This window comes from Nitrospira tepida (assembly GCF_947241125.1).
Lineage (GTDB): Bacteria > Nitrospirota > Nitrospiria > Nitrospirales > Nitrospiraceae > Nitrospira_G > Nitrospira_G tepida.
The window spans coordinates 2,533,236-2,558,088 of the sequence record NZ_OX365700.1; the positions used below are offsets into that span (position 1 = coordinate 2,533,236).

The 24,853-nt window shown below is 61.1% G+C and carries 19 protein-coding genes; 12 read left to right on the forward strand and 7 right to left on the reverse strand.

What is annotated here, in order from left to right; translation table 11 throughout:
- The first annotated feature begins 29 nt into the window (after window positions 1-29).
- From QWI75_RS12020 to QWI75_RS12060, 9 genes are all read left to right on the forward strand, one after another.
- Window positions 30-2,459 (forward strand): ATP-dependent Clp protease ATP-binding subunit, encoded by a 2,430-nt coding sequence (locus QWI75_RS12020; protein ID WP_289268816.1) that lies wholly within the window; start codon window positions 30-32, stop codon window positions 2,457-2,459.
- Between the two features lie 129 nt (window positions 2,460-2,588).
- On the forward strand, window positions 2,589-3,677 hold the full coding sequence (gene tsaD / locus QWI75_RS12025; RefSeq protein WP_289268817.1) for a tRNA (adenosine(37)-N6)-threonylcarbamoyltransferase complex transferase subunit TsaD: 1,089 nt from the start codon (window positions 2,589-2,591) through the stop codon (window positions 3,675-3,677).
- Between the two features lie 64 nt (window positions 3,678-3,741).
- Window positions 3,742-5,442, forward strand: coding sequence for a GTPase HflX (hflX, locus tag QWI75_RS12030; RefSeq protein ID WP_289268818.1), 1,701 nt, complete (start codon window positions 3,742-3,744; stop codon window positions 5,440-5,442).
- 20 nt (window positions 5,443-5,462) lie between these two features.
- The gene (nth, locus tag QWI75_RS12035) at window positions 5,463-6,083 is read left to right on the forward strand and encodes an endonuclease III (protein WP_289268819.1); all 621 of its coding nucleotides are present in this window, start codon (window positions 5,463-5,465) and stop codon (window positions 6,081-6,083) included.
- 8 nt (window positions 6,084-6,091) lie between these two features.
- Window positions 6,092-6,961, forward strand: coding sequence for a YicC/YloC family endoribonuclease (locus QWI75_RS12040; RefSeq protein ID WP_289268820.1), 870 nt, complete (start codon window positions 6,092-6,094; stop codon window positions 6,959-6,961).
- A 61-nt stretch (window positions 6,962-7,022) separates the two neighbouring features.
- Window positions 7,023-7,664: a guanylate kinase gene (gene gmk, locus QWI75_RS12045; RefSeq protein WP_289268821.1), complete on the forward strand. Its 642-nt coding sequence runs from the start codon at window positions 7,023-7,025 to the stop codon at window positions 7,662-7,664.
- Window positions 7,661-8,029 carry a DNA-directed RNA polymerase subunit omega gene (rpoZ, locus tag QWI75_RS12050; protein WP_289268822.1) on the forward strand — a complete coding sequence of 123 codons (369 nt, stop codon included), beginning with the start codon at window positions 7,661-7,663 and terminating at the stop codon, window positions 8,027-8,029. The genes gmk and rpoZ overlap by 4 nt, the downstream gene beginning before the upstream one ends.
- Window positions 7,974-9,281: a bifunctional phosphopantothenoylcysteine decarboxylase/phosphopantothenate--cysteine ligase CoaBC gene (gene coaBC, locus QWI75_RS12055; protein WP_289268823.1), complete on the forward strand. Its 1,308-nt coding sequence runs from the start codon at window positions 7,974-7,976 to the stop codon at window positions 9,279-9,281. The genes rpoZ and coaBC overlap by 56 nt, the downstream gene beginning before the upstream one ends.
- A gap of 24 nt (window positions 9,282-9,305) precedes the next feature.
- Window positions 9,306-9,986 (forward strand): tetratricopeptide repeat protein, encoded by a 681-nt coding sequence (locus QWI75_RS12060; protein ID WP_289268824.1) that lies wholly within the window; start codon window positions 9,306-9,308, stop codon window positions 9,984-9,986.
- 27 nt (window positions 9,987-10,013) lie between these two features.
- On the opposite strand, the gene QWI75_RS12065 is transcribed toward QWI75_RS12060, so the two are convergent.
- Window positions 10,014-11,672: an alpha-keto acid decarboxylase family protein gene (locus QWI75_RS12065; RefSeq protein ID WP_289268825.1), complete on the reverse strand. Its 1,659-nt coding sequence runs from the start codon at window positions 11,670-11,672 to the stop codon at window positions 10,014-10,016.
- Between the two features lie 127 nt (window positions 11,673-11,799).
- On the opposite strand from QWI75_RS12065, the gene QWI75_RS12070 reads away from it, so the two are divergent.
- Window positions 11,800-13,818 carry an OPT family oligopeptide transporter gene (locus QWI75_RS12070; RefSeq protein ID WP_289268826.1) on the forward strand — a complete coding sequence of 673 codons (2,019 nt, stop codon included), beginning with the start codon at window positions 11,800-11,802 and terminating at the stop codon, window positions 13,816-13,818.
- Window positions 13,819-13,864: 46 nt separating this feature from the next.
- On the opposite strand, the gene QWI75_RS12075 is transcribed toward QWI75_RS12070, so the two are convergent.
- A complete protein-coding gene (locus QWI75_RS12075) occupies window positions 13,865-14,353 on the reverse strand; it encodes a helix-turn-helix domain-containing protein (RefSeq protein WP_289268827.1) in 489 nt (162 codons plus the stop codon).
- Window positions 14,354-14,565: 212 nt separating this feature from the next.
- On the opposite strand from QWI75_RS12075, the gene QWI75_RS12080 reads away from it, so the two are divergent.
- Window positions 14,566-14,907 (forward strand): hypothetical protein, encoded by a 342-nt coding sequence (locus tag QWI75_RS12080; RefSeq protein ID WP_289268828.1) that lies wholly within the window; start codon window positions 14,566-14,568, stop codon window positions 14,905-14,907.
- A gap of 142 nt (window positions 14,908-15,049) precedes the next feature.
- Complete coding sequence (locus tag QWI75_RS12085; RefSeq protein WP_289268829.1) at window positions 15,050-15,826, forward strand: TrmH family RNA methyltransferase; 777 nt, start codon at window positions 15,050-15,052, stop codon at window positions 15,824-15,826.
- A 30-nt stretch (window positions 15,827-15,856) separates the two neighbouring features.
- Here QWI75_RS12085 and QWI75_RS12090 read toward each other — a convergent pair whose 3' ends face one another.
- From QWI75_RS12090 to QWI75_RS12110, 5 genes are all read right to left on the reverse strand, one after another.
- On the reverse strand, window positions 15,857-16,960 hold the full coding sequence (locus tag QWI75_RS12090) for a DUF481 domain-containing protein (protein ID WP_289268830.1): 1,104 nt from the start codon (window positions 16,958-16,960) through the stop codon (window positions 15,857-15,859).
- 180 nt (window positions 16,961-17,140) lie between these two features.
- Window positions 17,141-18,631: an efflux transporter outer membrane subunit gene (locus tag QWI75_RS12095; RefSeq protein ID WP_289268831.1), complete on the reverse strand. Its 1,491-nt coding sequence runs from the start codon at window positions 18,629-18,631 to the stop codon at window positions 17,141-17,143.
- On the reverse strand, window positions 18,628-21,864 hold the full coding sequence (locus QWI75_RS12100; RefSeq protein WP_289268832.1) for an efflux RND transporter permease subunit: 3,237 nt from the start codon (window positions 21,862-21,864) through the stop codon (window positions 18,628-18,630). The genes QWI75_RS12095 and QWI75_RS12100 overlap by 4 nt, the downstream gene beginning before the upstream one ends.
- Window positions 21,865-21,881: 17 nt before the next feature.
- Complete coding sequence (locus QWI75_RS12105) at window positions 21,882-23,060, reverse strand: efflux RND transporter periplasmic adaptor subunit (protein WP_289268833.1); 1,179 nt, start codon at window positions 23,058-23,060, stop codon at window positions 21,882-21,884.
- 209 nt (window positions 23,061-23,269) lie between these two features.
- Entirely contained in the window at window positions 23,270-24,730 is a 1,461-nt protein-coding gene (locus tag QWI75_RS12110) for a patatin-like phospholipase family protein (RefSeq protein ID WP_289268834.1), read from the reverse strand.
- Window positions 24,731-24,853 lie beyond the last annotated feature (123 nt).

Below are 24,853 nucleotides of genomic sequence, written 5' to 3' on the forward strand. Positions count from 1 at the left end.
CCTGAACGCTTAACCCACAAGGAGGGCGGATGTTCGAACGATTCACTGACAAGGGTCGGAAGATCATCATCCTGGCCAGAGAAGAGGCGGAACGGCATCAGAACGACTACCTCGGCACCGAACACCTTGTCCTCGCCATCCTGCGCGAATCCGACGGGATTGCGCTCATGATTCTCAAGAAGATGGGGCTGTCCCCAGAGCAGATTCGCCTTGAGATCGAGCGGAACCTGCCCGGCGGCGGCACCACGATGACGTTCGGGGAAATCCCCTTCAGCCCGCGGGTCAAGAAGGTTATCGAATATGCGGTCGAGGAAGCTCGGCTGCTGGGACACAATCACATCGGCAGCGAGCACCTGCTCCTGGGATTGTTGCGGGAGGAGGAGGGAATCGGCGGCAAGATCCTCAGAAGCCTCGGCGCCAACCTGCTGACCGCCCGGCAGTTGACCGTCACGTTTCTCAGGAAATCGGCGCCGCGCGAACGGGACCGCAAGAGCAATACGCCGGCGTTGGATGAATTCGGACGGGATCTTACCCAGCTTGCCCAGGAGGGGCAGTTGGATCCTGTCATCGGGCGCTCGGACGAAATCGAGCGGGTGCTGCAAATTCTCAGCCGTCGTACCAAGAACAATCCGGTGCTCATCGGAGAATCCGGCGTCGGCAAGACCGCCATCGTCGAGGGGTTGGCCCAGCGGATCGTCGCCTCCGAAGTGCCGGACAACCTATTGAATCGGCGGGTGATCGCGCTCGATTTGGGTTCTCTGGTCGCCGGCACCAAATACCGGGGCCAGTTCGAAGAGCGGCTCAAAGTGGTCATGAAGGAGATCACCCAGGCCGGGAATATCATCATCTTCATCGACGAGCTGCACACGCTGGTGGGAGCAGGGGCGGCGGAAGGCTCCATCGACGCGTCCAACATGTTGAAGCCGGCCTTGTCGCGCGGCGAAATTCAATGCATCGGCGCCACCACCCTCGACGAGTATCGCAAGCACATCGAAAAGGACGGCGCGCTCAAGCGGCGGTTCCAGCCCATCCATGTGCAGCCGCCGAGCCTGGATGAGACGGTACGGATCATCCAAGGATTGCGCGATCGCTATGAAGAACACCACGGGGTGGAGATCACGGACGAGGCCATCGTGGAGGCGGTGAAGCTCTCAGACCGTTACATTACGGATCGGTTCCTGCCGGACAAGGCCATCGACCTGATCGATGAGACCGGGTCGCGCGCCAAATTGCAAACCTACGCCCTTCCCGGCGAGTTGAAGGCGTTGGAGCAAGAGTTGAAGCGCGTCTCGCGCGAGAAGGAAGTGGCCATCTCCATGCAGAACTTCGAAGAAGCCGTCCGCCACCGCGAGGAAGAGGAGCGGCTGCGCAAGCTGCTGGAGGAGTCCAAGCGCGAATGGAAGAAGAGCCAGGAAAAGCAAAAGCCCGTCATCAGCAAGGAAGACGTGGCCTATGTCGTGTCGAAGATGACCGGCATTCCGCTCTTCAAACTTGAGGAGGAAGAGTCCAACAAGCTCCTGCGCATGGAAGAGTTTCTCCACCGCCGCATCATCGGCCAGGACGAAGCCATTTCAGCCGTTTGCCGGTCCATCAGGCGGTCGCGGGCCGGACTCAAGGAGACGAAGAAGCCCATCGGCTCGTTCATCTTCCTCGGCCCGACCGGGGTCGGAAAGACGGAACTGGCGCGGGCTCTGGCCGAGTTTCTGTTCAATACGGAGGATGCGCTGATTCGGGTGGATATGTCGGAGTACCAGGAGAAGTTCACCAGCTCCCGGCTCTTCGGCGCCCCTCCCGGCTACGTCGGCTACGAGGAAGGCGGACAGCTCACCGAAAAGGTCAGGCGGCGGCCCTATTCCGTCGTCCTGTTCGACGAGATCGAAAAGGCCCATCCGGATGTCTTCAACGTTCTCTTGCAGGTGCTCGACGATGGCGTCCTGACCGATAGCCTGGGCCGCAAGGTGGACTTCAAGAATACGGTCGTGATCATGACCTCGAACCTTGGCACCAAGCTGATCCAACGGAACGTCTCGCTGGGGTTCCAGAGCGCCGAAGCCGGCGTGCAGGACCGCAAGATCAAGGACGAGGTATTGGGCGAGTTGCGCCGCTCGTTCAGCCCGGAATTTCTGAACCGGATCGACGAGATCGTCGTGTTCCATCCGCTCGAGAAGGTCCACCTCTTCGCGATCCTGGATATTCTGCTGGCGGAACTCAACAATCGCCTCCTTGAAAAGGGCATCCAGATCGAGGTCAGCGACGAAGTCAAGCAGTGGCTCATCCAGGAAGGCTACCAACCGCTCTACGGGGCCAGGCCCATGCGACGGACGATTCAACGGAGCCTGGGCGATCCCTTGTCCGAAGAGCTCATCAAGGGCCGGTTCAAAGAGGCGCGCCGGGTGCGGGTGGTCCTTCGAGACGGTGCGCCGGTATTCGAAGAAATCGGCGCCTTGGCGGGGGTGTGACCACGACGCCAGGCCGCATGTCCGCGTTCATTGCCATCCCAGCGAAGGCCCCCGTGGATTTCGGGGGCCTTCGTGTTTTTCAATCGTGTGACCGATTCCCGCTCCAGATCCGGTTGCCCGTCGCCTGCCATGCTTGCCAATAACTCCGGCCTGGTGCTCGGCCTCGAAACCTCCTGCGACGAGACGGCCGCGGCCGTCCTTGATTGGGAGGGACGGGTGCGATCCAGCATCGTCTCATCGCAACATGCCACTCATGGGCCCTATGGCGGCGTCGTGCCGGAATTGGCGGCCCGCCGACATATCGAAACGATCGAGTCGATCGCGCGGCGTGCGCTGGACCAAGCAGACGCCGGCTGGGCAAACCTTCGCCTGATCGCCTGCACCAGCGGGCCCGGCCTCGCGGGCGCGCTGCTGGTCGGGTTGAGTTATGGAAAAGCGCTCGCCTATGCCTTGAGGATTCCCTGGGTCACGGTCAACCATCTCGATGGCCACATCGCCTCGGCTTGGATCGACCGTCCGGCGAGCAGGTCTTCTGCCCTGGTGTTGGTCGTCTCCGGCGGACACACGCACCTCTACCGGACGGCCGGTACATCGGGATACCGCCTCCTTGGGCGCACACTCGATGATGCGGCGGGAGAAGCTTTTGACAAGGGCGCAAAGCTATTGGGGCTGGGATTCCCCGGAGGTCCGGCACTGGATAAGCTGGCACGATCGGGCAACCCCAAGGCCGTCCGGTTCCCACGCTCTCTGGGCAAGCGCACGAGTCTTGACTTCAGTTTCAGCGGACTCAAAACCTCCCTCCTGTATCACCTGCGGGATCATCCCGATTGGGACCAGCCAACTCGGACAGCCGATATCGCCGCGAGTTATCAGGAAGCCATCGTGGACGTCTTGGTCATCAAGGCGTTGAGGGCCGTTGACCAGAGCGGGCTGCGGACCTTGGCGGTCGTGGGCGGAGTCTCAGCCAACTCCCGCCTTCGCGCGCGCCTGATGGAGGCTGCAAGCACGCAAGGCATCGAGGTCGTGATCCCACCCCTCTCGCTTTGCACCGACAATGCCGTCATGATCGCCAAGGCCGGTCTGGATGCCTATTGCCAAGGGCGAATGGCATCCTGGGACATGGAGTCCCAGGCCAATGCTTCGTTTCCCGGCACGGATGAACCATTCAACGGGGTCGCGATCGAGAATTCGCGAAGCCCCCAAGTCACCCATTCATAGATAAGGAGCGTCTGCCATTCAAAGCGTCATCGGACACATTGCGGGATTAAAGCCGAGCCACCTCTTGCAGTTGGAGCACCTGACACGCCGCCGCGTGCCGGCCGACAAGGTCATCTCCGCCGAACTTGCCAGGAGTTGTACACAACTCTCCCGCCTCATCGGTCGACCGATCGGCGCCCTGTTGACCAGGCGGGGAGCGGTGGAGCGCGTCGTGGTCGGCGCCGATTGGGCTCAACCGATTGCCGCGGTGTCCAAGCTTCGTCTGGGGGACCGCTCCTTGCGCGGCACCAGGCTGGTCCACACGCATCTTCGGGACGAGGCCGTGCCCCGGGAGGACCTGACCAACCTGGCGTTGTTGAGACTTGATCTGCTGGCAAAGTTGAGCGTAGCCGAGGACGGAAATCCCGGCCAGATCCGTCTGGCGCACCTTCTGCCGCCCAACGCCGCGGGCCTGGTGTATGAAGTCAACCCGCCGGTCTCTTTTCACGAGCTGCATCTGGATTGCGCGAGATTTATCTCCGATTTGGAGAACCGAATCGCCAAGTCCTCCTCCGGCCATGAAGTCGCTGCCGGCCAGGACCCCGCCATCCTGGTCAGCGCCAGCACGCGCAGCCGGATGGAACAGGAAGAGCGCCTGCTCGAGCTCGCCGAACTGGCGAGATCCGCCGGCCTCACCGTGTTGGATCGCATCGTCCAACGCACGCCGGTCGTCCATCCCAAGTATCTGATGGGAAGCGGCAAATTGAAAGAAGTCGTGATCACTGCGCTGCAACAGGGTGCCAATCTGTTGATTTTCGATCAGGACCTGTCGCCGGCCCAGGTCCGCGCGATCACGGAGGTCACGGACCTCCGGGTCATCGACCGCACGCAATTGATCCTGGATATTTTCGCGCAGAGGGCGCATACGCGCGAAGGCAAAGTGCAGGTGGAATTGGCGCAGCTCCGCTACCTGCTCCCTCGCCTTTCCGGCCAGGGCACGAGCCTCTCCCGGTTGGGAGGAGGCATCGGCGGACGCGGACCGGGCGAGACCAAGTTGGAGACGGATCGCCGGCGTGTGCGTGACCGCATCGCCCATCTGGAACGGCAGTTGGCCACCTTTGCGCGCCATCAGGACCAACGGCGCGCCCGCCGCAAACGCCAGGGGGTGCCGGTCGTCTCGATCGTGGGCTACACCAACGCGGGGAAATCCACTTTGCTCAACGTGCTCACCCGGAGTCAGGTGTCCGCGCAGGACCGCCTCTTTGAGACGCTCGATACGTCCAGCCGGCGGCTGCGATTCCCGCGCGATCGGGAAGTGATCGTCACGGATACCGTGGGGTTCATCCGCGATCTGCCGAAAGACTTGATGGGCATCTTCAGGACCACATTGCGTGAGCTGCGCGACGCCGATCTGTTGCTCCACCTCGTCGCCGCCGATGCCTCGGATCCGGATCGGCAAATCCGCGCGGTCGAGGATATCCTCCGGGATCTGGACATGGCCGATATCCCGCGTCTGCTCGTCTTCAACAAGTGCGATCAGATACCTCTCAGCGAACGAGACGGGCTCTGCCGCCGGTTCGGAGCCCTCGCGATTTCGGCGATGCAACCGCAATCGCTCACGCCCTTGATCGCCCATCTGGACGGCATGCTGTGCCGCGTCCAGGCCTTCGGCGACCCCATGACCTCCGGCGGCGCCCTGCCGGTCCCTTGTCTTGATATGGACTCGACGCGCCTTCAAGGAAAGCGCACAGCGGCCGTTGGGCCGGCAAACGGGGTCGGGATGTGAGGCGTCCGGGCAGTGCATCGGTGCCAGCCATCCTTCAGGCCTTGAAGGAGGCCAATCCGCGGCCTCAGGTGGAACTCGACCACGCCGATCCCTACCAATTGCTCGTGGCGACCATTCTCTCCGCGCAATGCACCGACCGCCGCGTGAATCAGGTCACGCCGGCCCTGTTCCGCCGGTACCCCCAACCCAACGATCTTGCCAAGGCCGAGATCCCTGAGTTGGAGTCCATGATCCGCCCGACAGGATTTTTCAAGAGCAAAGCCAAAAACCTGGTGGCCTGCGCGACAGCCCTGGTCCAACGGTTTCACGGCCGGGTTCCGTCCACCATGGAGGAACTCGTGGCCCTGCCCGGGGTCGGAAGAAAAACGGCGAACGTCATCCTTGGACATGCCTATGGACAGCCGGCGGTGGTGGTCGATACCCATGTGAAACGGGTGGCCCAGCGTCTGGGCCTCTCCAAGTCGGCGGACCCGGATCGGATCGAACAGGACCTCATGAAGAGCATCCCGCGGTCTCAATGGACGGAAGGATCCCAACGGTTGCTCCTGCACGGGCGTTATGTCTGCCTGGCGCGGCGCCCGACCTGCGGTGCCTGCGTGTTGTACGACCTCTGTCCATGGAAAGGAAAATCTCCTCAATGATACGGAGCATGACCGGATACGGCCGCCAGGAAGCCGCCTGGAAAGACGGAACCCTGGTCGTGGAGATTCGATCGGTGAACCATCGCTTCCTGGACATCGCCTGCCGGATTCCCAAGAGTCTGTCCTCGTTCGAAGAGGCCTGCAAGGAAGCGGTTCAACGTCATTGCCATCGGGGCCGCGTCGATGTCACGCTGACGATCAACGGCGCCCGGCAGGGCCGCAAACAGATCACGCTCGACCGCGATCTGGCGGTGCAATACTGCGGCGCCCTGCGCGACCTGAAGAAACAGCTTCGCCTGAGCGGGAGGCTCGACATCAATACCCTGGCCGGCGTGCGGGAACTGGTCACGGTGTCCGAGGAGGCCGGCGGTCCGGACAAGGCCCTGCTCAAGCTTGCCGGCCGATTGGTCGAAGCGGCTTTGAAGGAGTTGGTTCTCATGCGCGAACGCGAAGGCCAAGCCTTGAGCCTCGCGATTCTCGGACATCTGGACGCAATCGAGCGGGCCCGTTCGACGGTGGCCGAACAGGCGCCGCGGCTTGTGGAAGCGGCCTTCTCCAAACTGAAGGCGCGGGTCGAAGGCCTGCTCCAGGGGCCTGCGGTCGATGAAGCGCGCCTGCATCAGGAAATCGCCCTGCTGGCCGATCGGAGCGACGTCACGGAGGAGCTGGTTCGCTTGGGTTCGCACCTCCAGCAGTTTCGCGAGACGCTGGCCAAGTCCGGGACAATCGGCAAGACCTTGGATTTCCTGCTGCAGGAGATGGGCCGAGAAGTGAACACGCTCGGGTCCAAAGCCAACGACGCCGGCATCGCCTCCACCGTCGTGCAAATGAAGACGGTGCTGGAAAAGATTCGCGAACAAGTGCAAAATATCGAGTAGCCACCGCCGTCTTCGTCTCCCAACCCATAGGATCGTCGAAAGGTCTGGTGTCGGCCCAAGGATGGAACGTCGAGGTTTGCTATATATCGTGTCGGCTCCTTCGGGAACGGGGAAAACAACGTTGTGCAAACAGATTGTGCACATCGTTCCCAATCTGTGGCATTCCGTGTCCTGCACGACCAGGCAGCCGAGGCCCGGCGAGGAACATGGGCGCGAGTATTTCTTTATCGACGACCGGACGTTTCAGGAGATGATCGAACGGCAGGAGTTCGTCGAATGGGCCCGGGTCTATGGGCACTGGTACGGCACCCCCCGCAAAGCCATCGCGGACAAGCTGGACCAGGGGGTGGACGTCCTGCTGGAGATCGACACCCAGGGCGCGGCCCAGATCAAGAAAAAATTCCAGGATGGAATCTATATTTACATCCTGCCTCCGTCGCTTAAGGCGCTCCGGACGCGCCTGCAGATGCGGGCGGGAGACTCGGCGGAGGAAATCGCGCGCCGGCTGAAGAAAGCGCGGGAGGAGGTCTGGAGCTATCGGGAGTATTACTATATCGTTCGCAACGACGATCTGAAGCAATCGTTGAAAGAGCTGGAAAGCATTTTCATCGCCGAACGGATCAAGACCAAACGCCTCGACATCGGATGGCTTGAGGCCAATTTCATTCTCGACAAGGAAGACAAGGAGGGCGAGAGTCCATGAGCGACATGCTGCAGTTGTTACCGGAGAACATTCAGGATCGTTTTGACTCCAGGCACCGGCTGGTTCTGGTGGCCGCCCAGCGGGCCAAGCATCTCATGCAGGGCGCGAAATTACTCGGCCAAGCGCGATTCGCGAAGGAAACGACCCAGGCCCTTGATGAGGTCCTGCAGGGACAGATCCAGTACCTGCGCGGGAAAGAGGCCCGCGACGCCATCAAGGAATCGCGCAAGGGCCGCGACCTCGAGAACGAGCGCATGGCCATGATGACGGCCGAAGACGCGCGCGAGATCAAGAAAGAGCTGAGCAACTATGTCGATGATTCCCCGAAGGAAGCGGCTCAAGCCGACTCAGAAGGAGCAGGGTGACGCTCCGGGCGCGGCCTCTGCGCTACGGCCGCGCCTCATCGGCCGCCGCCTGGTTCTGGGCGTGTGCGGAAGCATCGCGGCCTACAAGGCCCTGCTGCTTCTCCGCCGGCTCAAGGCAGAAGGGGCGGCCGTCCGGGTGGTGCTGACCCAGTCCGCCGCCAAGTTCGTCACGCCGCTCTCATTCGAAGTGCTGTCGCAAGGTTCCGTCGCATCGGATCTCTTTGCCGCCGGCCACGAAATGCGGCACCTCGCCTGGGCTGAGGAGGCCCAGGCGATCGTGATCGCGCCCTGCACCGCGCACACGATCGCGAAGATCGCGCTGGGCTTGGCGGACGACCTGCTGGGATCCCTCATGCTGGCCGCCCAGTGCCCGATTGTCATTGCCCCTGCCATGGACGGAGGCATGTGGGACCACCCCACCGTTCAAGGGCATGTGGCCACCTTGCGAGAACGGGGAGTGGTGGTGCTCGATCCCGAGGTCGGTCCGTTGGCAAGCGGGCGGACGGGACGGGGGAGGCTTCCGGAAGAGGGGACAATCCTGGATGCGTTGATCGAGGCGCTCAGCCCACGCCAGGATTTCATGGGCGAACGGGTGTTGGTTTCGGCGGGACCGACGCAGGAGCCGATCGATCCGGTGCGATATCTCTCGAACCGCTCGTCCGGGAAAATGGGTTATGCCGTCGCCGAGGCCGCCGCGGCAAGGGGCGCAGAGGTCGTCCTCGTGACCGGCCCGACCGCGCTTGCCATTCCACCCGGGGTGCAGGCCGTAGCCGTCAAGACCACAGAGGAAATGCACAAAGCCTTGACCGGTCATCTGGCTTGGTCAACAATCGTCATCATGGCCGCGGCGGTCGCCGACTTTCGGCCAGCCCGGCCGGCTGGACAGAAGATCAAGAAAGACGCGAAGTTCCCGACAGCGCTGGAGCTTGAACCGACTGTGGACATCCTGACCGATCTGGCTGACCGGCGAACCACCCAGTTCCTGGTGGGATTCGCCGCAGAAACGCAGGACCTAGTGTCTCATGCACAGGCCAAACTTAAGAAGAAAGGCCTGGACTTGGTCGTTGGCAATAACGTGCTCACCGAAGGTTCAGGGTTTGGCTCGGACACCAATCAAATCATCCTCGTGGACAGGACAGGACGTCTGACGGAACTGCCGCTGATGTCCAAGCGTATGGCGGCTCATGCCCTGCTCGACCGGGTGCGCGAGCTGAAACCCGACAACCGCGTTCGCACCTCCCCAGGCCACTAAATCCACTTCATGCCCGGTACGCCTGTGCCAGACCCATCCATTTCCGAACGACTCGAGCGGTTGGCGGCCGAATGGGCGAAGGCCCCCCATTCCAAGGTGTTTGTCCAGTTGGCAGAAGAATATGTGAAGGCCGGCCTGTTGCAAAAAGCCGCCGTCGTGCTGCAGGAGGGCCTGCTCGTCTATCCCGGTTATGTGATCGCGATGGTGGTCTTAGGCTCGATCTATCAGCAGATGGGTGAGGATGCCAAGGCCAAGGCGATGTTGGAGGACGCGGTCGCGCTCAGCCCGGAAAACCTGAAGGCCCATCGCTCACTGGCCAAAATTTACGCGGCGGAGGGCAACATTGAATCGGCGCGGAAGTCCTGCACGGTCGTCCTCATGACCAACCCGCTGGACGACGAGATCAAGGCCATCGAACGGAACCTTGCCAAAATCACGAGAATCCTCCCCTCCCAACCTCTCGAACCAGCTTCCACCGCGGGAGTTGCCGGAGCCGGTGGTCCGACGAATGAGACGACCGCACTCGACCGGTCGGTCGAGTCCAATGGGAGGGGGGAAGGAGCGACTGTGTCCATGGCAACCCCCAACACCATGACGCATTCCGAGGAATCCGGTGGTTCGGCCGATCCCGAGCAGGCCAGCAAAGCGGCGAGGCTGCAAAACTGGCTCAGCCGCATTCAGGCTCGGCGTCGGGCGACAGCCTGACTTCTCGACTCACTTGATCGCTCATGCTCAGGATTCCCGCTGAGCAGTCAGCCGCTCGGCCAATCGTCCTGCCAGCCGCTTCATGCCGGCCGATCGATCGGTCGGGTCCAACAGAATGTTGAACACATAGAGCGTCGAGGGGTCGCGAAGGGCTCGATCCAACGACTCCACAAACTCGCCATGGGTTCGAATGCACCATCCTGTTCCGCCGCCGATCAACTCGCAGACGCGTTCGTAACGCCACTCGTGAATATCGTTGAAGGTTCCTTCCAGGATTTCCCGCTCCGTCGAATAGCCCCGATTATTGAGAATGAGCACGATGGGAGTCTGGCCGTAGCGGACGGCCGTCGCCAGTTCCGTGCCGGTCATCTGGAACGCGCCGTCTCCCACCAACACCAGCGGGCGAAGGCGCCGATCCGCGAATCCGGCTCCCACGGCGGCAGGGACGGCAAAGCCCATCGAGGTGTAATAGGCGGGAGACAGGAATTCGAACCGCCGGCGGACGCGCAAATCGGCCGAGGCGAACAGGGATTCACCGACATCGGCGATCACGATGGTCGTGTCCTCCAGCACGGTATCCAGATGAGAGAACAGCCCCTGTAAGGTGATGGGGTCTGCCGGCTCCGGGCGGAGGTAGGCCGCCCTTTCAGGCTTGGGCAACGTCCTTGAAGCGAAGGGAGCGATCTGCAGATGAAGCAGCCCCTTCACGAAGGCCTCGAACTCGATGCCGTCGTAGCGATGGTGCTTGATCGCGATCCGATCCGCCGTCGCATGGATGACCTGTCCGCTAGCCAGCTCTGGCCGCTGCGGGTCGAGCACGTCCACGTCCGATAGAATCGATCCCAGGATCAACAGGCAATCGGAGTCGTGCACGAACTGGAGCACCTCTTCCCGCCCGATCAGTCCCCCGTAAACCCCCACATAGGACGGATGATCTTCGCTGATGACGGATTTCCCGTGGAGCGTGGAGGCGACGGGCATGTTGAACCGCTCGACCAGCCGGACCAACTCGTCCTGTAGGCCGTAGCGTCCCGCCTCCGCTCCAGCCAGGATCACCGGCCGTTTCGCCGAGACCAGCATCGATCGTACCTCGCCAAGAGCTTCGGCCAACACCTCGGGATCGGTTGCTTCTTCGGCGATCGTCGAAGCGGGCGCGGCAACGGGGAGTCTCGCGTGAACCAGATCACGAGGGATTTCCACGTAGATCGGGCGGCGATAGCGTGTGAGCGCCGCAATCGCGTGGTCGAGCTGCCGGGCAGCCGTCAGGGGATCATCCAACACGACGGCGGCGACCGTCACCTTCTCGAACACCTCCTTCTGCGTCTCGAAATCCCTCACCATGTGGTGCAGATAGGGGTTGCGGGCCCGTTCAGATAAGCCTGGCGACCCGGTCAGCACGACGACCGGCGATCGCTCCGCATAGGCGCAGGCCACGGCATTGACCGTGTTGAGCCCTCCGACGCAATAGGTGACGCACAAGGCCCCCACGCCCCGTATGCGCGCATAGGCATCCGCCGCGAAGCCGGCGCAGTCCTCCCTCGTCGTGCCCACCAGGTGCAGCGGAGACTGCTCCAGCAATTTGTAGAACGTGAGGACATAGTCTCCGGGGATGCCGAAGACATGCTCGACGCCCAACGCACGCAACCGATCAATCACCAGGCTCCCGATGGTCCGCGGGTCGCTCATCACCCTGTCCTTTCTCTCTATTCAACAATCGTCCTGTTCAGGTTCATCATGATCACGGATTCGTCAGGTCCGAAGATCGGGCTCAGTCTAGCATAGGGGTCGATGGACCTGTCAGGGAAAGCATGGTATGAACGACGACACGATGCCGGTGGATTCCCACGATGAGATCGCTGCGTTCCGTTCTTCCACACCAACCGATGAACCGGTCGTTCCAGCCGCCACCCATCTTCCCGAAATCACGGGCAAGGCGCTGATTCTGTCGTTGCTGCTGTCGGTCGTCCTCGCTGGCGCCAATGCGTATCTCGGTCTCTTCGCTGGCATGACCGTCTCCGCCTCAATTCCTGCGGCGGTGGTTTCGATGACCCTGTTTCGGCTCTTCAAGACGTCCAACATTCTCGAAAACAACATCGTGCAGACGGCCGCCTCCTCGGGGGAAGCGCTTGCTGCGGGGGTGATCTTCACCCTGCCAGCTCTCTTGATCCTGGGCTACTGGCAGACCTTCGACTATTGGCAGACGACCCTGCTGGCCCTCGTTGGGGGTCTCTTGGGCGTCCTGTTCACGATTCCGCTTCGGCGGGTGCTCATCTTGGATCCGAAGCTTCGCTTTCCCGAGGGCGTGGCGACGGCGGAAGTGCTGAAGGCCGGAGCAGCCTCCTCCGGTCGGGGAAACGGCATCCGCCCTTTAATGATCGCCTCGTTGCTCGGCGCCTGGGCCAAATTTGGCGAAAGCGGCCTTCGCCTGTGGAGTGAAGCCGCGGAGGGGGCCGTTCGCTTCGGTTCAACGGTCTTCTACGGGGGCGTGAATCTCTCGCCTGCCTTGCTGGCCGTCGGGTTCATTATCAAGGCTGAGATCGCGGCGGTGGTCTTCGCCGGCGGAATCCTCGGCTGGCTTATCCTGCTGCCTCTGTATGGCCTGTCGCCGGACTCCCAGCCTTCTGACGCGCTGACGACAGCCAGGATGATCTGGAGCCAGCAGATTCGCTACGTGGGTATCGGCGCCATGTTGGTGGGAGGATTGTGGACGCTGGTTCAGGTCCGCCGTCCGCTCCTCGAAGGGTTGTTCCGGCTTCGACGCAGTTCCGCCGGAGTCTTTGCCGCACGGACACAAGCGGTAGCGTCTGAGCGCACCGAGGCCATTCCGCGCACCGAGCGAGACACACCGTTGTTCGTCCTCATCGTCCTGTTGGTCGCGGCCTGGGCATCCGTGATGCTCGTGTATCAATCGGTGGTGGAGAACATGCTGTGGGCTGCCGTGATGAGCCTGGCGATGACAACGGCGGCGTTCTTGTTTTCGACGGTGGCCGGGTACATGGCCGGCCTGGTCGGAAGTTCGAGCAACCCGGTATCCGGCGTCACCATTGCCACGATCATGCTGAGCGCCGTCTTGCTATTGCTGCTGATGGGAACCGGGCATCCGGCCGGCCCGCCCGCCGCCATCCTGATCGGCGCGGTCGTGTGCTGTGCCGCTGCGATGGGAGGCGATAACTTGCAGGACCTGAAAACCGGCCGGATCGTCGGATCGACGCCCTGGAAGCAACAGGTCATGCAGGTGGTCGGGGTCACGGGAGGGGCCATCGTGATTGTGCCGATTCTGTCGCTCCTCCATGCCAAGTACGGCATCGGCGTTTCATCCGACAGCCATCCCCATCCGTTGGCGGCGCCGCAGGCGACGCTCATGGCCAGTTTGGCCCAGGGCGTGTTTCATGGCGGCCTGCCGTGGGCATTGGTCGGCCTGGGAGCGCTCCTTGCCGCCGCAGTGATTGTGGTGGATCAACAATGCGCCCGTCGTGCGGGGGGATTTCGGGTTCCGGTGTTAGCCGTGGCGCTGGGGATCTATCTTCCGTTCAAATTGACCGCAGCGGTCATGGTCGGAGGGCTGATTCGCACCTTAGCCAACCGCCAACGGCGAGATTCCTCCGAGGCAGAGGGGATCGGCCTGCTTTTTGCCGCAGGTCTCGTAACCGGGGAGGCCTTGATGGGCATCTTCCTGGCAATTCCGGTTGCCGTGAGCTCGCTGTGGCCATGGATCAGCTCCGATCCGTTTCAACTGTTTGCGGTCCCGCCGTTCGGAGCCTGGCTCGGCGTCCTGACCGTCGGCCTCATCGGCTGGCAACTGTACCGGCAGGACAGTGGATCGGATCGGTAGACTCAGAAGGCCGAGCATCCGGCGATAACCAATCCAGGCTTCTGGGTCAATCGTTCGGAGGCTCGAAATGTCCGGACGGTCTGGTGAGCCAGGGGACCAGCGCCTGTGTCGCCTGATTGGCCTGTTTGACAAGGCTGCGCAGGCTGACTTCGGCCGCCCGAGTCAGCCGTTCGTCACCCGATTGCAAGAGGGCCGTTAACAGGGCATAGAGCATACGGTCCCGTCCTGCCGAACGGAGAATTCGTTCCAGCACCGGGTCGATGGAATCAGCGATCGTGCGAGCCTTACCGGATTCGTCGTCCTCCACATCCTCCGATTGAAGGAGCCGATTCAGATCATCGGGGTGTCCATAGAGCCAAGACGGGGGAATCCCCAGCGATCCGGCAATGGCTTGCAGGGCAGAAACCGTACAATCACCCTCTCCAGTCTCCACCGCTGCGAGAAAGGAAAGCTCCATGCCTGATTTTTCAGCCAGGCTTTCCAGCGTCTGGCGTTTGGCCATTCGCCAGGCTTGCAGGTAGAGAGAACCGCTCATGGCGGCATCATAGCCAAGCTGGAAGACCATCGCAACCGAGCCATTTTGCTGGCTTTCTCAAATATTTTGGTGCTTACAGGCAGGAAGAACCGCCATAGATAAACGTAAATGATAGTTTTTTCAATGACTTATGGAGATGGAGTCTCTGATTCGATTCAGGTATAATACGGCGGCTCTTAGTAGGCCAGCGGAATCGCTAGGAGGTACGGAATATGCTCGGGTCAGATTTGCGTGGGATCATGGCTGAGGAAGAGGAAATTCTCCGACGGGAGCAGGCGCTGAAATCTTTGATTTCGCTTCGAAGTCGCCAGCTTCGCGAATCTTTGCAAGAGCGTATGCGGCGCGCAAGAAGCTCCGGCGACTGGGTCAACCTTTCCAAGTCCGAGTGCGCCTCGTTGCATAAGCAAGAAAAGGCCTACGTGCGGGCCCAGATTGCGCAACTCGATCTGCAAAGGCGGCGGACCCGAGAAAAGCTGGGCGAATTGCGCCGTGCCAAGGCTCGGGCGCAACGCATTCGCGCAGCCGAAGCGGCAGCAAATAAGAAGCGCCGATAATCCAACCAGGGTACCTGCCACATCTCGGAGCGTCCACGCGCTCCATGGTGTGGCAGGTGCGTGGGTCGGCCTTCACCCCTTCCTTTCCCCGAATCGAATCGTGCCCTCGTTCCCAAGCGTTTCTCAAACAGTTGCCAAACGTGTGCGGGCGCTCGTCCGAGACAAGTTCTCCCGCGACCAGGAACGTTGTTTCATAGTCAATACGACCAAACTGATCCTGGAACTCCTGAGACGCAAACAAGACCAAATCGACAGCCTCCTTGTTACGCCGGATTTCCTGACCAAGCACCAGGATATCCTTCTCGCCCCCCGAATTGTTCAGCCTTTTCGGCTGTATCACTGCCCTCAAGCAACCTTGGACCGCCTCTCCGACACCAGCACCGCCCAAGAGGCCCTCGCCATCGTCAAACAACCGACCTGGCCCAGGTTGGACAGTGCCAAGCGGCCATCTCTCCTGACCGTGTATCTCGATTCTGTGCAAGACCCTACCAACGTCGGCACATTGATACGGTCCGCCGCAGGGTTTGGGCTCGATGCCGTGTGGCTCAGCCCCGGTTGCGCCGATGTCTTTAGTCCGAAGGTCGTTCGAGCCTCCGCCGGGACCATCCTAACCATTCCGACCTTTCGGGACGTCGATTTTTCCGCACTGGCCCCCTTCCCCCTCTCTTGCTTTGCCGCCGATTCAAACCCTCAAGGCGCCACTCCCTTGTCGGCCATCACCAGACGACCAGCAAAAACCATGCTGATGTTCGGCAACGAGAGTCAGGGTCTGTCGGACCGGCTCCTGCTGGCGGCCAATGTTCGCTTTTACATCCCGCTCCAAGAGGCCGTCGAATCCCTCAATGTGGCATCCGCCGCAGCCATCAGCCTTCACCACTTTTCTACGCTCCCCTTAGCGGACGTTCTGCCGGGCCGATAGAGTGCTCCGCTCAACAGGGCCGGGTGATCTCTAATCGCCGAAGGCGTAACTCAGGCCGAAGATCGCCGTCGTATCTACGGTTTTTCGCCCTGGCGCCGGCTTGGTGTTGAAGCGCAAGTCGTATTCGAAGTTCAGCGCCAAATCACCGTAGACCTTGACCCGAATGCCTTGGTCCGCATTGAGGCGAAATCCTCCGTCCCTCGCAAGATCGCGAAACCCCTGGTGGTGATGAAAGAGGGTGACGTCCCCGCCCCGGAATTCCTGATACCACCGAACAAACCACATCGCCGACGGGACTACGGTGTCCGGGGACGTTGTGAAATTTTCATACACAAGGCTGGGGCCGGCTCCAACGGATAGGGAACGGGTCTGGCGATCGTAAAAATCATACCCAAGCGCCGCCGTGGCGGTGCTGCGGACGGCCAGGTTCTGAAATCGATCATGCTCCAAGAGCTGCCCGCCCGAGAGAAACATCTGCCGCGTGAGGAGATAGTCGTACCTGCCCGAGGCAGCCCCATTCTGCGCGGTGAGTTCCCCATTGGCCTCGCCCCGGTTCATTTTGCCGTCGAGCTGGAGCCGATGCCGGTCCTGCCGCAAGGTATAAGAGGCCGCGGCGTTCAGAGCCTGCGTGTTGGAATTGCCGCTGACCACATTGCCGCCGAGATTGATGTTGCCGCGGTGGTAGAGGTCGGAGACGTTGATGGCTTTGACGTCCGACAAGCGAATCGGCCCCTCCGCATCCAGTTCGGTGACGATCACTCGGTCTCCATCTCGAAGACCGACTCCGTCCGGAATGGAAGAGGAAGCAAAAAAGGTCAGCGCCAAGGGGCGGTCGGACCGTACACTTTGGATATCACCCCAGCCGATCCGGATCTTGCCGGCAAAAGCCGTGTCGATTTCCAGTTGCTCGCTTTCCATTTTCAGAATCTTCCCGCTGACACGGTCTCCATTCTTCAGCAACACGACATCGGCGAATGCCGTAGCCGGGATCAGGATGAAGAACGGAAGAACGGCGAGCAGGATCAGATGTCGGCGGGATCGGGGATGCTCGCGCACCTTCGCCACCCCCGATGCCGGACCCGGATCGTCGAGAGCAGCAGGTTTCAGTTCACCACCGCGATTCAATGAATCCATCTCCTGCCATCATGGAGCGGGCATCGCGCATCGACCACAGGGCCAACTGGAAACAGCATCGCCTGTGCAAAGGATGGTTGAGGCCAAAAGCCTGGAAGCAGGGCCATGATAGGGTTCTGTGGAGAAATCGACGGCGGGAGAATTTCACGGAACGTTGCGGCCCAGGACCCCGTTGCTCAGTTAGTCCTTGCTCACCCGCTCGGGACGGGAGACGGTGGACAGGTTCGCCTGAGTCGGAGCGACGTCATCAGGCGACCAGCCTCCCCCCACAGCTTTATACAACTGCACAACGGCGGTCAATTGATTCCGTCTCGTTCTGGCCAGCGCAAGTTCCGCATCAAACAGCGTCCGCTGGGCCGTCAGGACGTCGAGATAGCTTGCGCGGCCCCCTCGATAGCGCAGATCGGCCATTTCGAGAGCCGACTGTAGCGAGAGGACCTGGGCTTCCTGCGCCTCCCGCTGTTGCCGGGACTTCTGGACCGCAATCAGCGCGTCCTCTACTTCCTTGAATGCCGTGACGACGGTCCTGTCATACTGTGCCGCCGCTTGTCTGGCTCGAGCTTCCGCCACCTTAACCTGGTAACCGAGAGCGGTCGCGTTCAGCAACGGACCGGCGACGGAAACCCCGGCGGTCTGGGCGAAGGTCGCCCCGGGCGCAAAGCCGGACAACTGGGTGTTGGCCACCCCGAGCGCGCCCGTCAGAGAAAACTGTGGAAAGCGCAAGGCCTCGGCAACCCCGATCTGGGCCGTCGCCGAAACCCACTCCTGTTCGGCCTGCAGGATATCCGGCCGCCGCCGCAACAGATCGGACGGTAAGCCCGCCGGGACTGCCGGCGGCAGGCTCTGCTCGGTGAGCCCAAGCCCGCGCGCGATGCGGGCGGGCTTCCGTCCCAGAAGCACACTAAACTGATTCTCCTTTTGAACGACCTGGCGCTCAAGATCCGCCAATTGCGCCGCGGCATAGGCCCGTTCAGCCTCAAACCGGTCGAGATCAAGCTTGGGAATCACCCCCTGCTCCAATTTGATTCGGGACAGCCTGACCGTGTCCTCCCAGGTCTTCAGGGTCCGCTTGGTAATTTCGACTTGAAGGTCCAGTTGGCGGAGGTCGAAGTAGGCCTCGGCGACATTGCCGACCAAGCTGAGCACGATGGCCCGTTTCGCCTCTTCGCGGGAGGCCAAGACCGCGTGCGCCGATTCGATCGACCGGCGGATACGTCCCCACAGGTCCAGCTCCCATTTCAGGCCTGCGAAGGCATTCGCATTCGAGAGCGTGCCTCCTTGCCCTACCTGGCTCGGGATCGTGATCCCTCCCGTCCCTCCCGAGGGCAAGGCAAGCGTATCGCGTTCTGTCTTGAACACAAAGGCCCGCCCTTCGTATCCGAGCGACGGCGCCAGATCGAACCGAGCGATCACGAGCTGCGCCTGGACCTCTTCGACGCTGGCGACCGCCGTTCGAAGGTCCTGGTTCTCCTGTAACGCGGTCTGGATCAGCCGTTGGAGTTCCGGGTCCCTGAGCAACTCCCACCAGGGCAGGTTGGCGATCGATTCCGAGGTGGCGGGAGCCAGACGCCATTCATCCGCCTCGTGACTTTCCGGCCTGACATAATCCGGACCCATTTTGCAGGCCGCCATGGGCATCACGAGCGCGAGTGCGACTAGCCATCGATTCATGTCAGGGCCCCTCCCTCGCTGCGCACGTGCGAGGAAAGCGGTTCCGACTGGGTAACCGACGCCGGCAGATATGTTCCATCGATCGAGCGCGGAGATTCCGGTGGCGTCGGATCCGGCGTTGTCCTGTCAGCACGGTGCGATAGCCGCTCCACCACGTAGAACGTCACCGGGATCAGAAAAATCGCAATCAGACTGGCGGCCAGCATCCCTCCGAGCACCGTGATGCCGATAATTATCCGTGCGACGGCTCCCGCGCCTGACGACAACACCAAAGGCAGAATGCCGAAGATAAAGGCAAAGGCGGTCATGAGGATCGGACGCAGCCTGAGGCGGGCCCCGGTCAACGCGGCCTCAGCCAATGGCTGGCCTTTCTCATATTCGATCTTGGCAAATTCCACGATCAGGATGGCATTTTTCGCCGCCAGCCCAATGAGCATCACCAACCCGATCTGCGCAAAGACGTTGTTCTCAAGTCCCACCGCCCAGAGCGCAAAGAAGGCGCCGAACACCGCCACCGGCGTTCCGAGCAACACGCTGAAAGGAAGGGTCCAGCTTTCGTATTGGGCCGCCAGGATCAAAAACACGAACAGCAGGGAGAAGCCGAAAATGACGCTCGCGGGCACCCCTTCGGCGGCCAGCTTCTCTTGAAAAGACATCCCCATATAGTCGTAACCCATCTCGCGGGGCATGGTCTCTCTGAACACCTCCTCCAAGGCCTTCATCGCCTGGCCGGAACTGTAGCCGCGCGCGGCCGAGACGAACATCTGCGCAGAGCGATAACCGTTGTACCGCATCGTGAACTCAGGACCCTGGGTCCGCTCCGTCGTCACGAGCGTGGAGAGCGGGACCATGTCGCCGTCCCCGTTGCGCACAAAAAATTGCCCGACGTTCTCGGCGCGCGTGCGAAATTCTCCTTCCGCTTGGACATACACCTGCCAGACCCGTCCAAAACGATTGAAGTAGTTCACCATCACCCCGCCCATGAAGGCCTGGAGGGTCTGATACACATCGCCCAGGTTCACTCCCTGCTTGAGGACCTTCTCGCGATCCACGCGGGCCATGATCTGCGGCACGGAGGGGATGAGGGTCGTGTTCACGGAAGCAATCTCAGGCCGTTGGCGGGCGGCTTCCATGAAGATCTTGGTCTGTTCGGCAAGAAACGCGATGTCCTGACCGGATCGGTCTTCCAGCACGAACGTGACGCCGCCCGATGTTCCGACGCCCGGAATCGCCGGAGGAGGGAAGGCGAGCGCCTGGGCTTCAGGCAATCGGCCTAATTCGCGGTTCAGGTGCTGAAAGATGCCCCTGAGTCCTTCCTCCGGCTTGGTCCGTTCATCCCAAGGATCAAGGGTCACGAAGAAGAAAGCATTGTATGTCGTGGCCACCGTGCTGAGGAGACTGTACCCGACAATCACCGTCGCGTACTGGACGCCGGGGGTTTCCTTCAGAATACCCTCGACTGTCTTGGCGACGTCATTGGTGCGTTGAAGCGAGGAGGCAAACGGGAGCTGGACGTTCAAGTACAGGTACCCTTGGTCTTCCGTGGGAAGAAATCCGGCGGGCAAACGCCATCCGAGGAGACCGGCGGCGGCCGCAACCACGGCCAGGAACAGCATCGACCGACCGGCCTTGCGGATCAGATGCCCACAGAGCCCCACATAGCGATCGGTGGCCAGGCCAAACCAACGGTTGAACCAACCGAAAAACATCCCCAACGGTCCGCGAGCCGGCTGTTTCGGGCGCAGCAACAGCGCGGAGAGGGCGGGACTGAGGGTCAGGGCGTTGAAGGCGGAAATCACGACCGAGATGGCGATCGTCACGGCAAATTGCTGATAGAGGCGGCCGGTGATGCCGGGAATGAAGGCTGTCGGCACGAACACCGCCGCAAGAATGAGTGCAATCGCAATCACCGGGCCTGACACCTCCTCCATGGCCTTGAGCGTGGCCTCCTTCGGAGACAGGCCGTGCTCGATGTGGTGCTCCACCGCTTCCACGACGACGATCGCGTCGTCCACCACAAGCCCGATCGCCAGCACTAGTCCCAGGAGCGAGAGAGTGTTGACCGAGAACCCGAGCAGGGGAAACATCATGAACGTGCCGACCAATGAAACCGGCACGGCCAGCATCGGAATCAAGGTCGCGCGCCAGCCTTGCAGGAACACGAAGACCACGATCAACACCAGGATCAAGGCTTCCCAAAGGGTATGGACGATCTCCTTGATCCCTTCGCGGACCGCGAGGGTCGTGTCCAGCGAAACGACATAGTCAAGGTCAGCAGGGAAGCGGGATTTAATTTCCTCCATCAGCCGCTTGGCGCGATCCACCGTGTCGATCGCGTTCGATCCGGGGAGTTGATAGATCGCGACCAGCGCCGCCGGTTTTCCGTTCAGCCGATTGATGATGTTGTACGATTGCGCGCCGAGCTCCACCCGGGCCACATCCTTGAGCCGGACAATGGAGCCGTCCGGAGCGGCTCTGACGACAATGTTCCCGAATTCCTCCGGGCTCGCGAGACGGCCCTGCGCCCGGACTGAATAGGTGAATTCCTGACCTGGGGGGACCGGTTCGGCGCCGACCTGACCGGCCGGGTTCACCGTGTTCTGCTTCTTGATCGCGTCCAGGATCTCGGTCACGGTCATCCCGAGTTTGGCCAGAACGTCGGGGTGCACCCAAAACCGCATCGCATACTGGCCGGCGCCGAAGATCTGCACCTGGCCGACGCCCGGCACGCGCGCCATGGGATCGTTGATGTTCACATAGGCATAATTTGCCAGCCAAATATCGTCGTAGGCGCCGTTAGGGGAGTAGAGCGAGAACAACGCCAGGGGACTCGTGGTCGATTTGTTGATCGTCACGCCGTAATTTCGAACCTCGGTCGGCAACTGGGATTCGGCCTGCGTGTAGCGCATCTGGGTCAGGATCTGATCGTCGTTCGGCTTCGTGTTGATGTCGAAATCCACGCGGAGGTTCATCTGCCCGTTGCCGGCGTTGACCGAATACATATAGATCATGTTGTCCACGCCGCTCATCTTTTGCTCGATCGGGGTGGCCACAGACTGCTCGAGCGTGACGGAGTCCGCCCCCACGTACGTCGCGCTCAAGTTGATTTCAGGCGGAGCAATGTTGGGAAACAGCGCCACGGGGAGCTGGACCATGGCGACGATGCCCAGGATCGTCATGATGATCGAGATGACCATCGCGACGATTGGACGATTGATGAAAAATCTGGCCATCGGGCCGCCCACCTGCCTTACGACGATTCGGCGGACTTGGGGGTCACAGTCATCCCGGCCTTGACCTTCTGGACTCCCTCGACAATGACCTGCTCGCCGGGCTTGAGCCCTTCAATAATGATCCAGCGGCTGCCGATCCGTTCTCCGACCTTGACCGTTCGGACTTCCACTTGGTTATTGGACCCGACGACCGCCACCTGGTAGTCTCCCTGCAATTCCGTCACGGCCCGCTGCGGGACCAGGAGCGCGCCCTTTTTCGTCTGAATGGGCGCGCGCACCCGGGCGAAGAGCCCGGGACGCAGCAGATTGCCCGGATTGGGGAAGGTGGCCGCCACCCGGATCGTTCCCGTTTTCACGTCGACTTGACGATCGACGAGCAGATAGCTGCCCTTATGCGGGTAGACGGCGCTGTCCGCCAGAATCAGTTCAAGTCCGTCGTCCTGCGATCGAGCCTGCGCTTGGTACTTAGCCTGAACCTTGCTGGCGGCCTTGAGATATTCCTGTTCGCTGATAGGAAAGTAAACGCGGATCGGATCCACAGTCGAAATCGAGGTCAGCACGCCCGTACTGGGGCCGACCAGATCGCCGACCTGCGCCTTGGCAATGCCGGTGACCCCATCGATCGGCGCTTCAATCCTGGTAAAGTCCAAGTTGAGTTGGGCCTGCAGGACGGAGGCCTTGGCCGAAGCCACCGATCCTTTTGCGGCCTCGTAAGCTTGGATCGAATCGTCCAACTCCTTTTGGCTGATGGCCTTGGCCGCGGCGAGCGGCCGGTCCCGCTTGACGTCCAACTCGGTTTTGACGAGTTGCGCCTGCGCCCGGCTGAGTTGGCCTTTCGCCTCTGCAAGCGCGGCTTGAAAGGGACGGGAGTCAATTTCGAAAAGCAGGTGACCTTTCTTGACAAACGCGCCTTCCTCAAAGGTGCGCCTGACGAGGTAGCCGGTCACCCGTGCCTGGATCGTCGCATTGACCAGCCCGTCCGTCGTGCCCACCCATTCGCCGTAAAGCGGAACGTCCTCTTGGGAGACGTGAGCGACCCGCACCTCCGGCGGGGTTGGCGCCGGCCGCGAGGTCGCCTCGTCCTTGCAGGCGGCGAGAGTGCTGAGCCACAGGCCACAGATTGCGATGACGCGGATGGTGACGGAGGGATGCAAGCTGGACCACGAGCGCAATTCGGAGCGAAGATTCGGTGGCATGGTTGCTGAGCTACTCATCATGCATGGCGACATGGACCACCAATGTCTCCGATCGGCGGGCGCGCACATTATAGACAGTACTTAGTCGGGATTCCAACCTCAACCCGGACTGGATGAGGGTATCAGGTCAGCGTCATCCGACAACGGGAGCGCCATTGAAAAGGAAGCAATAATCGAACCGCCTGTTGCCCAGACTGTTCATCATGAGGTTAGTGAGACTTCTGCGGAGGCAACGGGGACATCGACGCCGGCGCCAATAATGACGAGGGAAGCTTGCCGCCGAGATCCTGAACCAGCCGGCGAAAGTCTTCGGATTGATAGAGCAGTCGGGCGGCGACTTCGCGGAGACGGTCGATCTGTTCCTCCGATAGATCGAAACTGGTCGGGAAGTTGAGAAACGTTTCCTGCTCTTTGTAGTCCGAGAGCGCGCTGAAGGCGACTTCCGCGGCATAAAACTCGATCGGCTCTTGATCCGGCGCAGTCTCCTGCCGATGAACGGACCAGCCCTTGACCATCCGTCGGAGGAGTTCCATCGATTCGAAATTGTAGCTGTTGATCATGGCCGAGAATGACACATCGCTGATATTGTCCAGGCCGGGCGTTTCTTCCAGCAAACTCCAATAGCGAGTAGACCGTTTCGTCTCGGCGTTGACTATGATAAAGGCCACCCGCTTGACGTGTTCAATCCCTCGCTGCTTGAACGCGCGGGAAGGATCGCCGCTCGCGATCAAGAAGTCCAAGTATCCTCGCACCCCGAGGTTATCGCTGATGCCGCCGTCAACCAGATGGATGTAGGGTTTGCCTTCCCAATCTTGGTACGAACGCAACTGTCTCGCCAAGCGATAGGCACGACTCGTGATGTCCCGTCTCCCAAGAGCCTCCGTCATCCAGGGTTCTTCCTGATACCCACATTGACCCGCATAATTGCGGATGGTGATGGCGGTGAACGGACCGGGAAGGGAAGCCGAAGCCGCCACCGCTCGGGCCAGAGGAAACCGCGAGAGGTCGGAACAAATTAACCCGAATTGAAGCCGCGAAAACGAAAAATAGTGGCCGTCCACGATATCGGTGGCTTGGATAAAGAGGTCCGGTCCTCTTTGGGAATCGAGATCCTTGTAGGTGGCTCCGTGAAACAGCAGATCATCAAAATATTCCGCCTCGAGATCGGTCCGGCTGAAATACACGGATGCCAACCGCCATAGATTGATCGGGTTCAGCAGCCTTCCAACCAGACCCCAGGTGACATTCCGGCTGAGAAACTGGTGACGAAAGTCCGTGAAGATCCGTTCGCCGCGAAGGGCTAGAGAGGCGGCCGTCACGCTCCCGCCTGAGACACCCGTGACGATGTCTATCTCGTCGAAGAGGCGATGCGTGAGTCGCGTCTCGGGAAGGGCAGGCCTACGGGGCGGCGCCGGAACCTCGACTCGGGCCATGGCTTCGAGCACCCCATAGGCCAACGCGGCGGCACGGGTCCCTCCGCCGGAAAAGGATACGACCAAGAGGAGTTCATCGGATCGATTGGGAGAGCTGATCGACGGGTGGGCCGGCTCATAGCGCTCAAGCTTCGGGTTCACCGGATAGTGGGCGCAGCCGGTCTCGAACAGGAGGATGACCGCGAGGATGGTTATCCGAACCCATGACGTTTTGGGAAGGGACGAGAACGACGGCACAGGTCTGGACCTCTTAGGGACATCACGAGAACCGTGACTCGATAGCGCCGACTTGAGAATAGAGCCATTCTAGGGTGAGCGTCCTCCTCGTCATACTGTCAGAATTGACAGATCTGGTTGCAG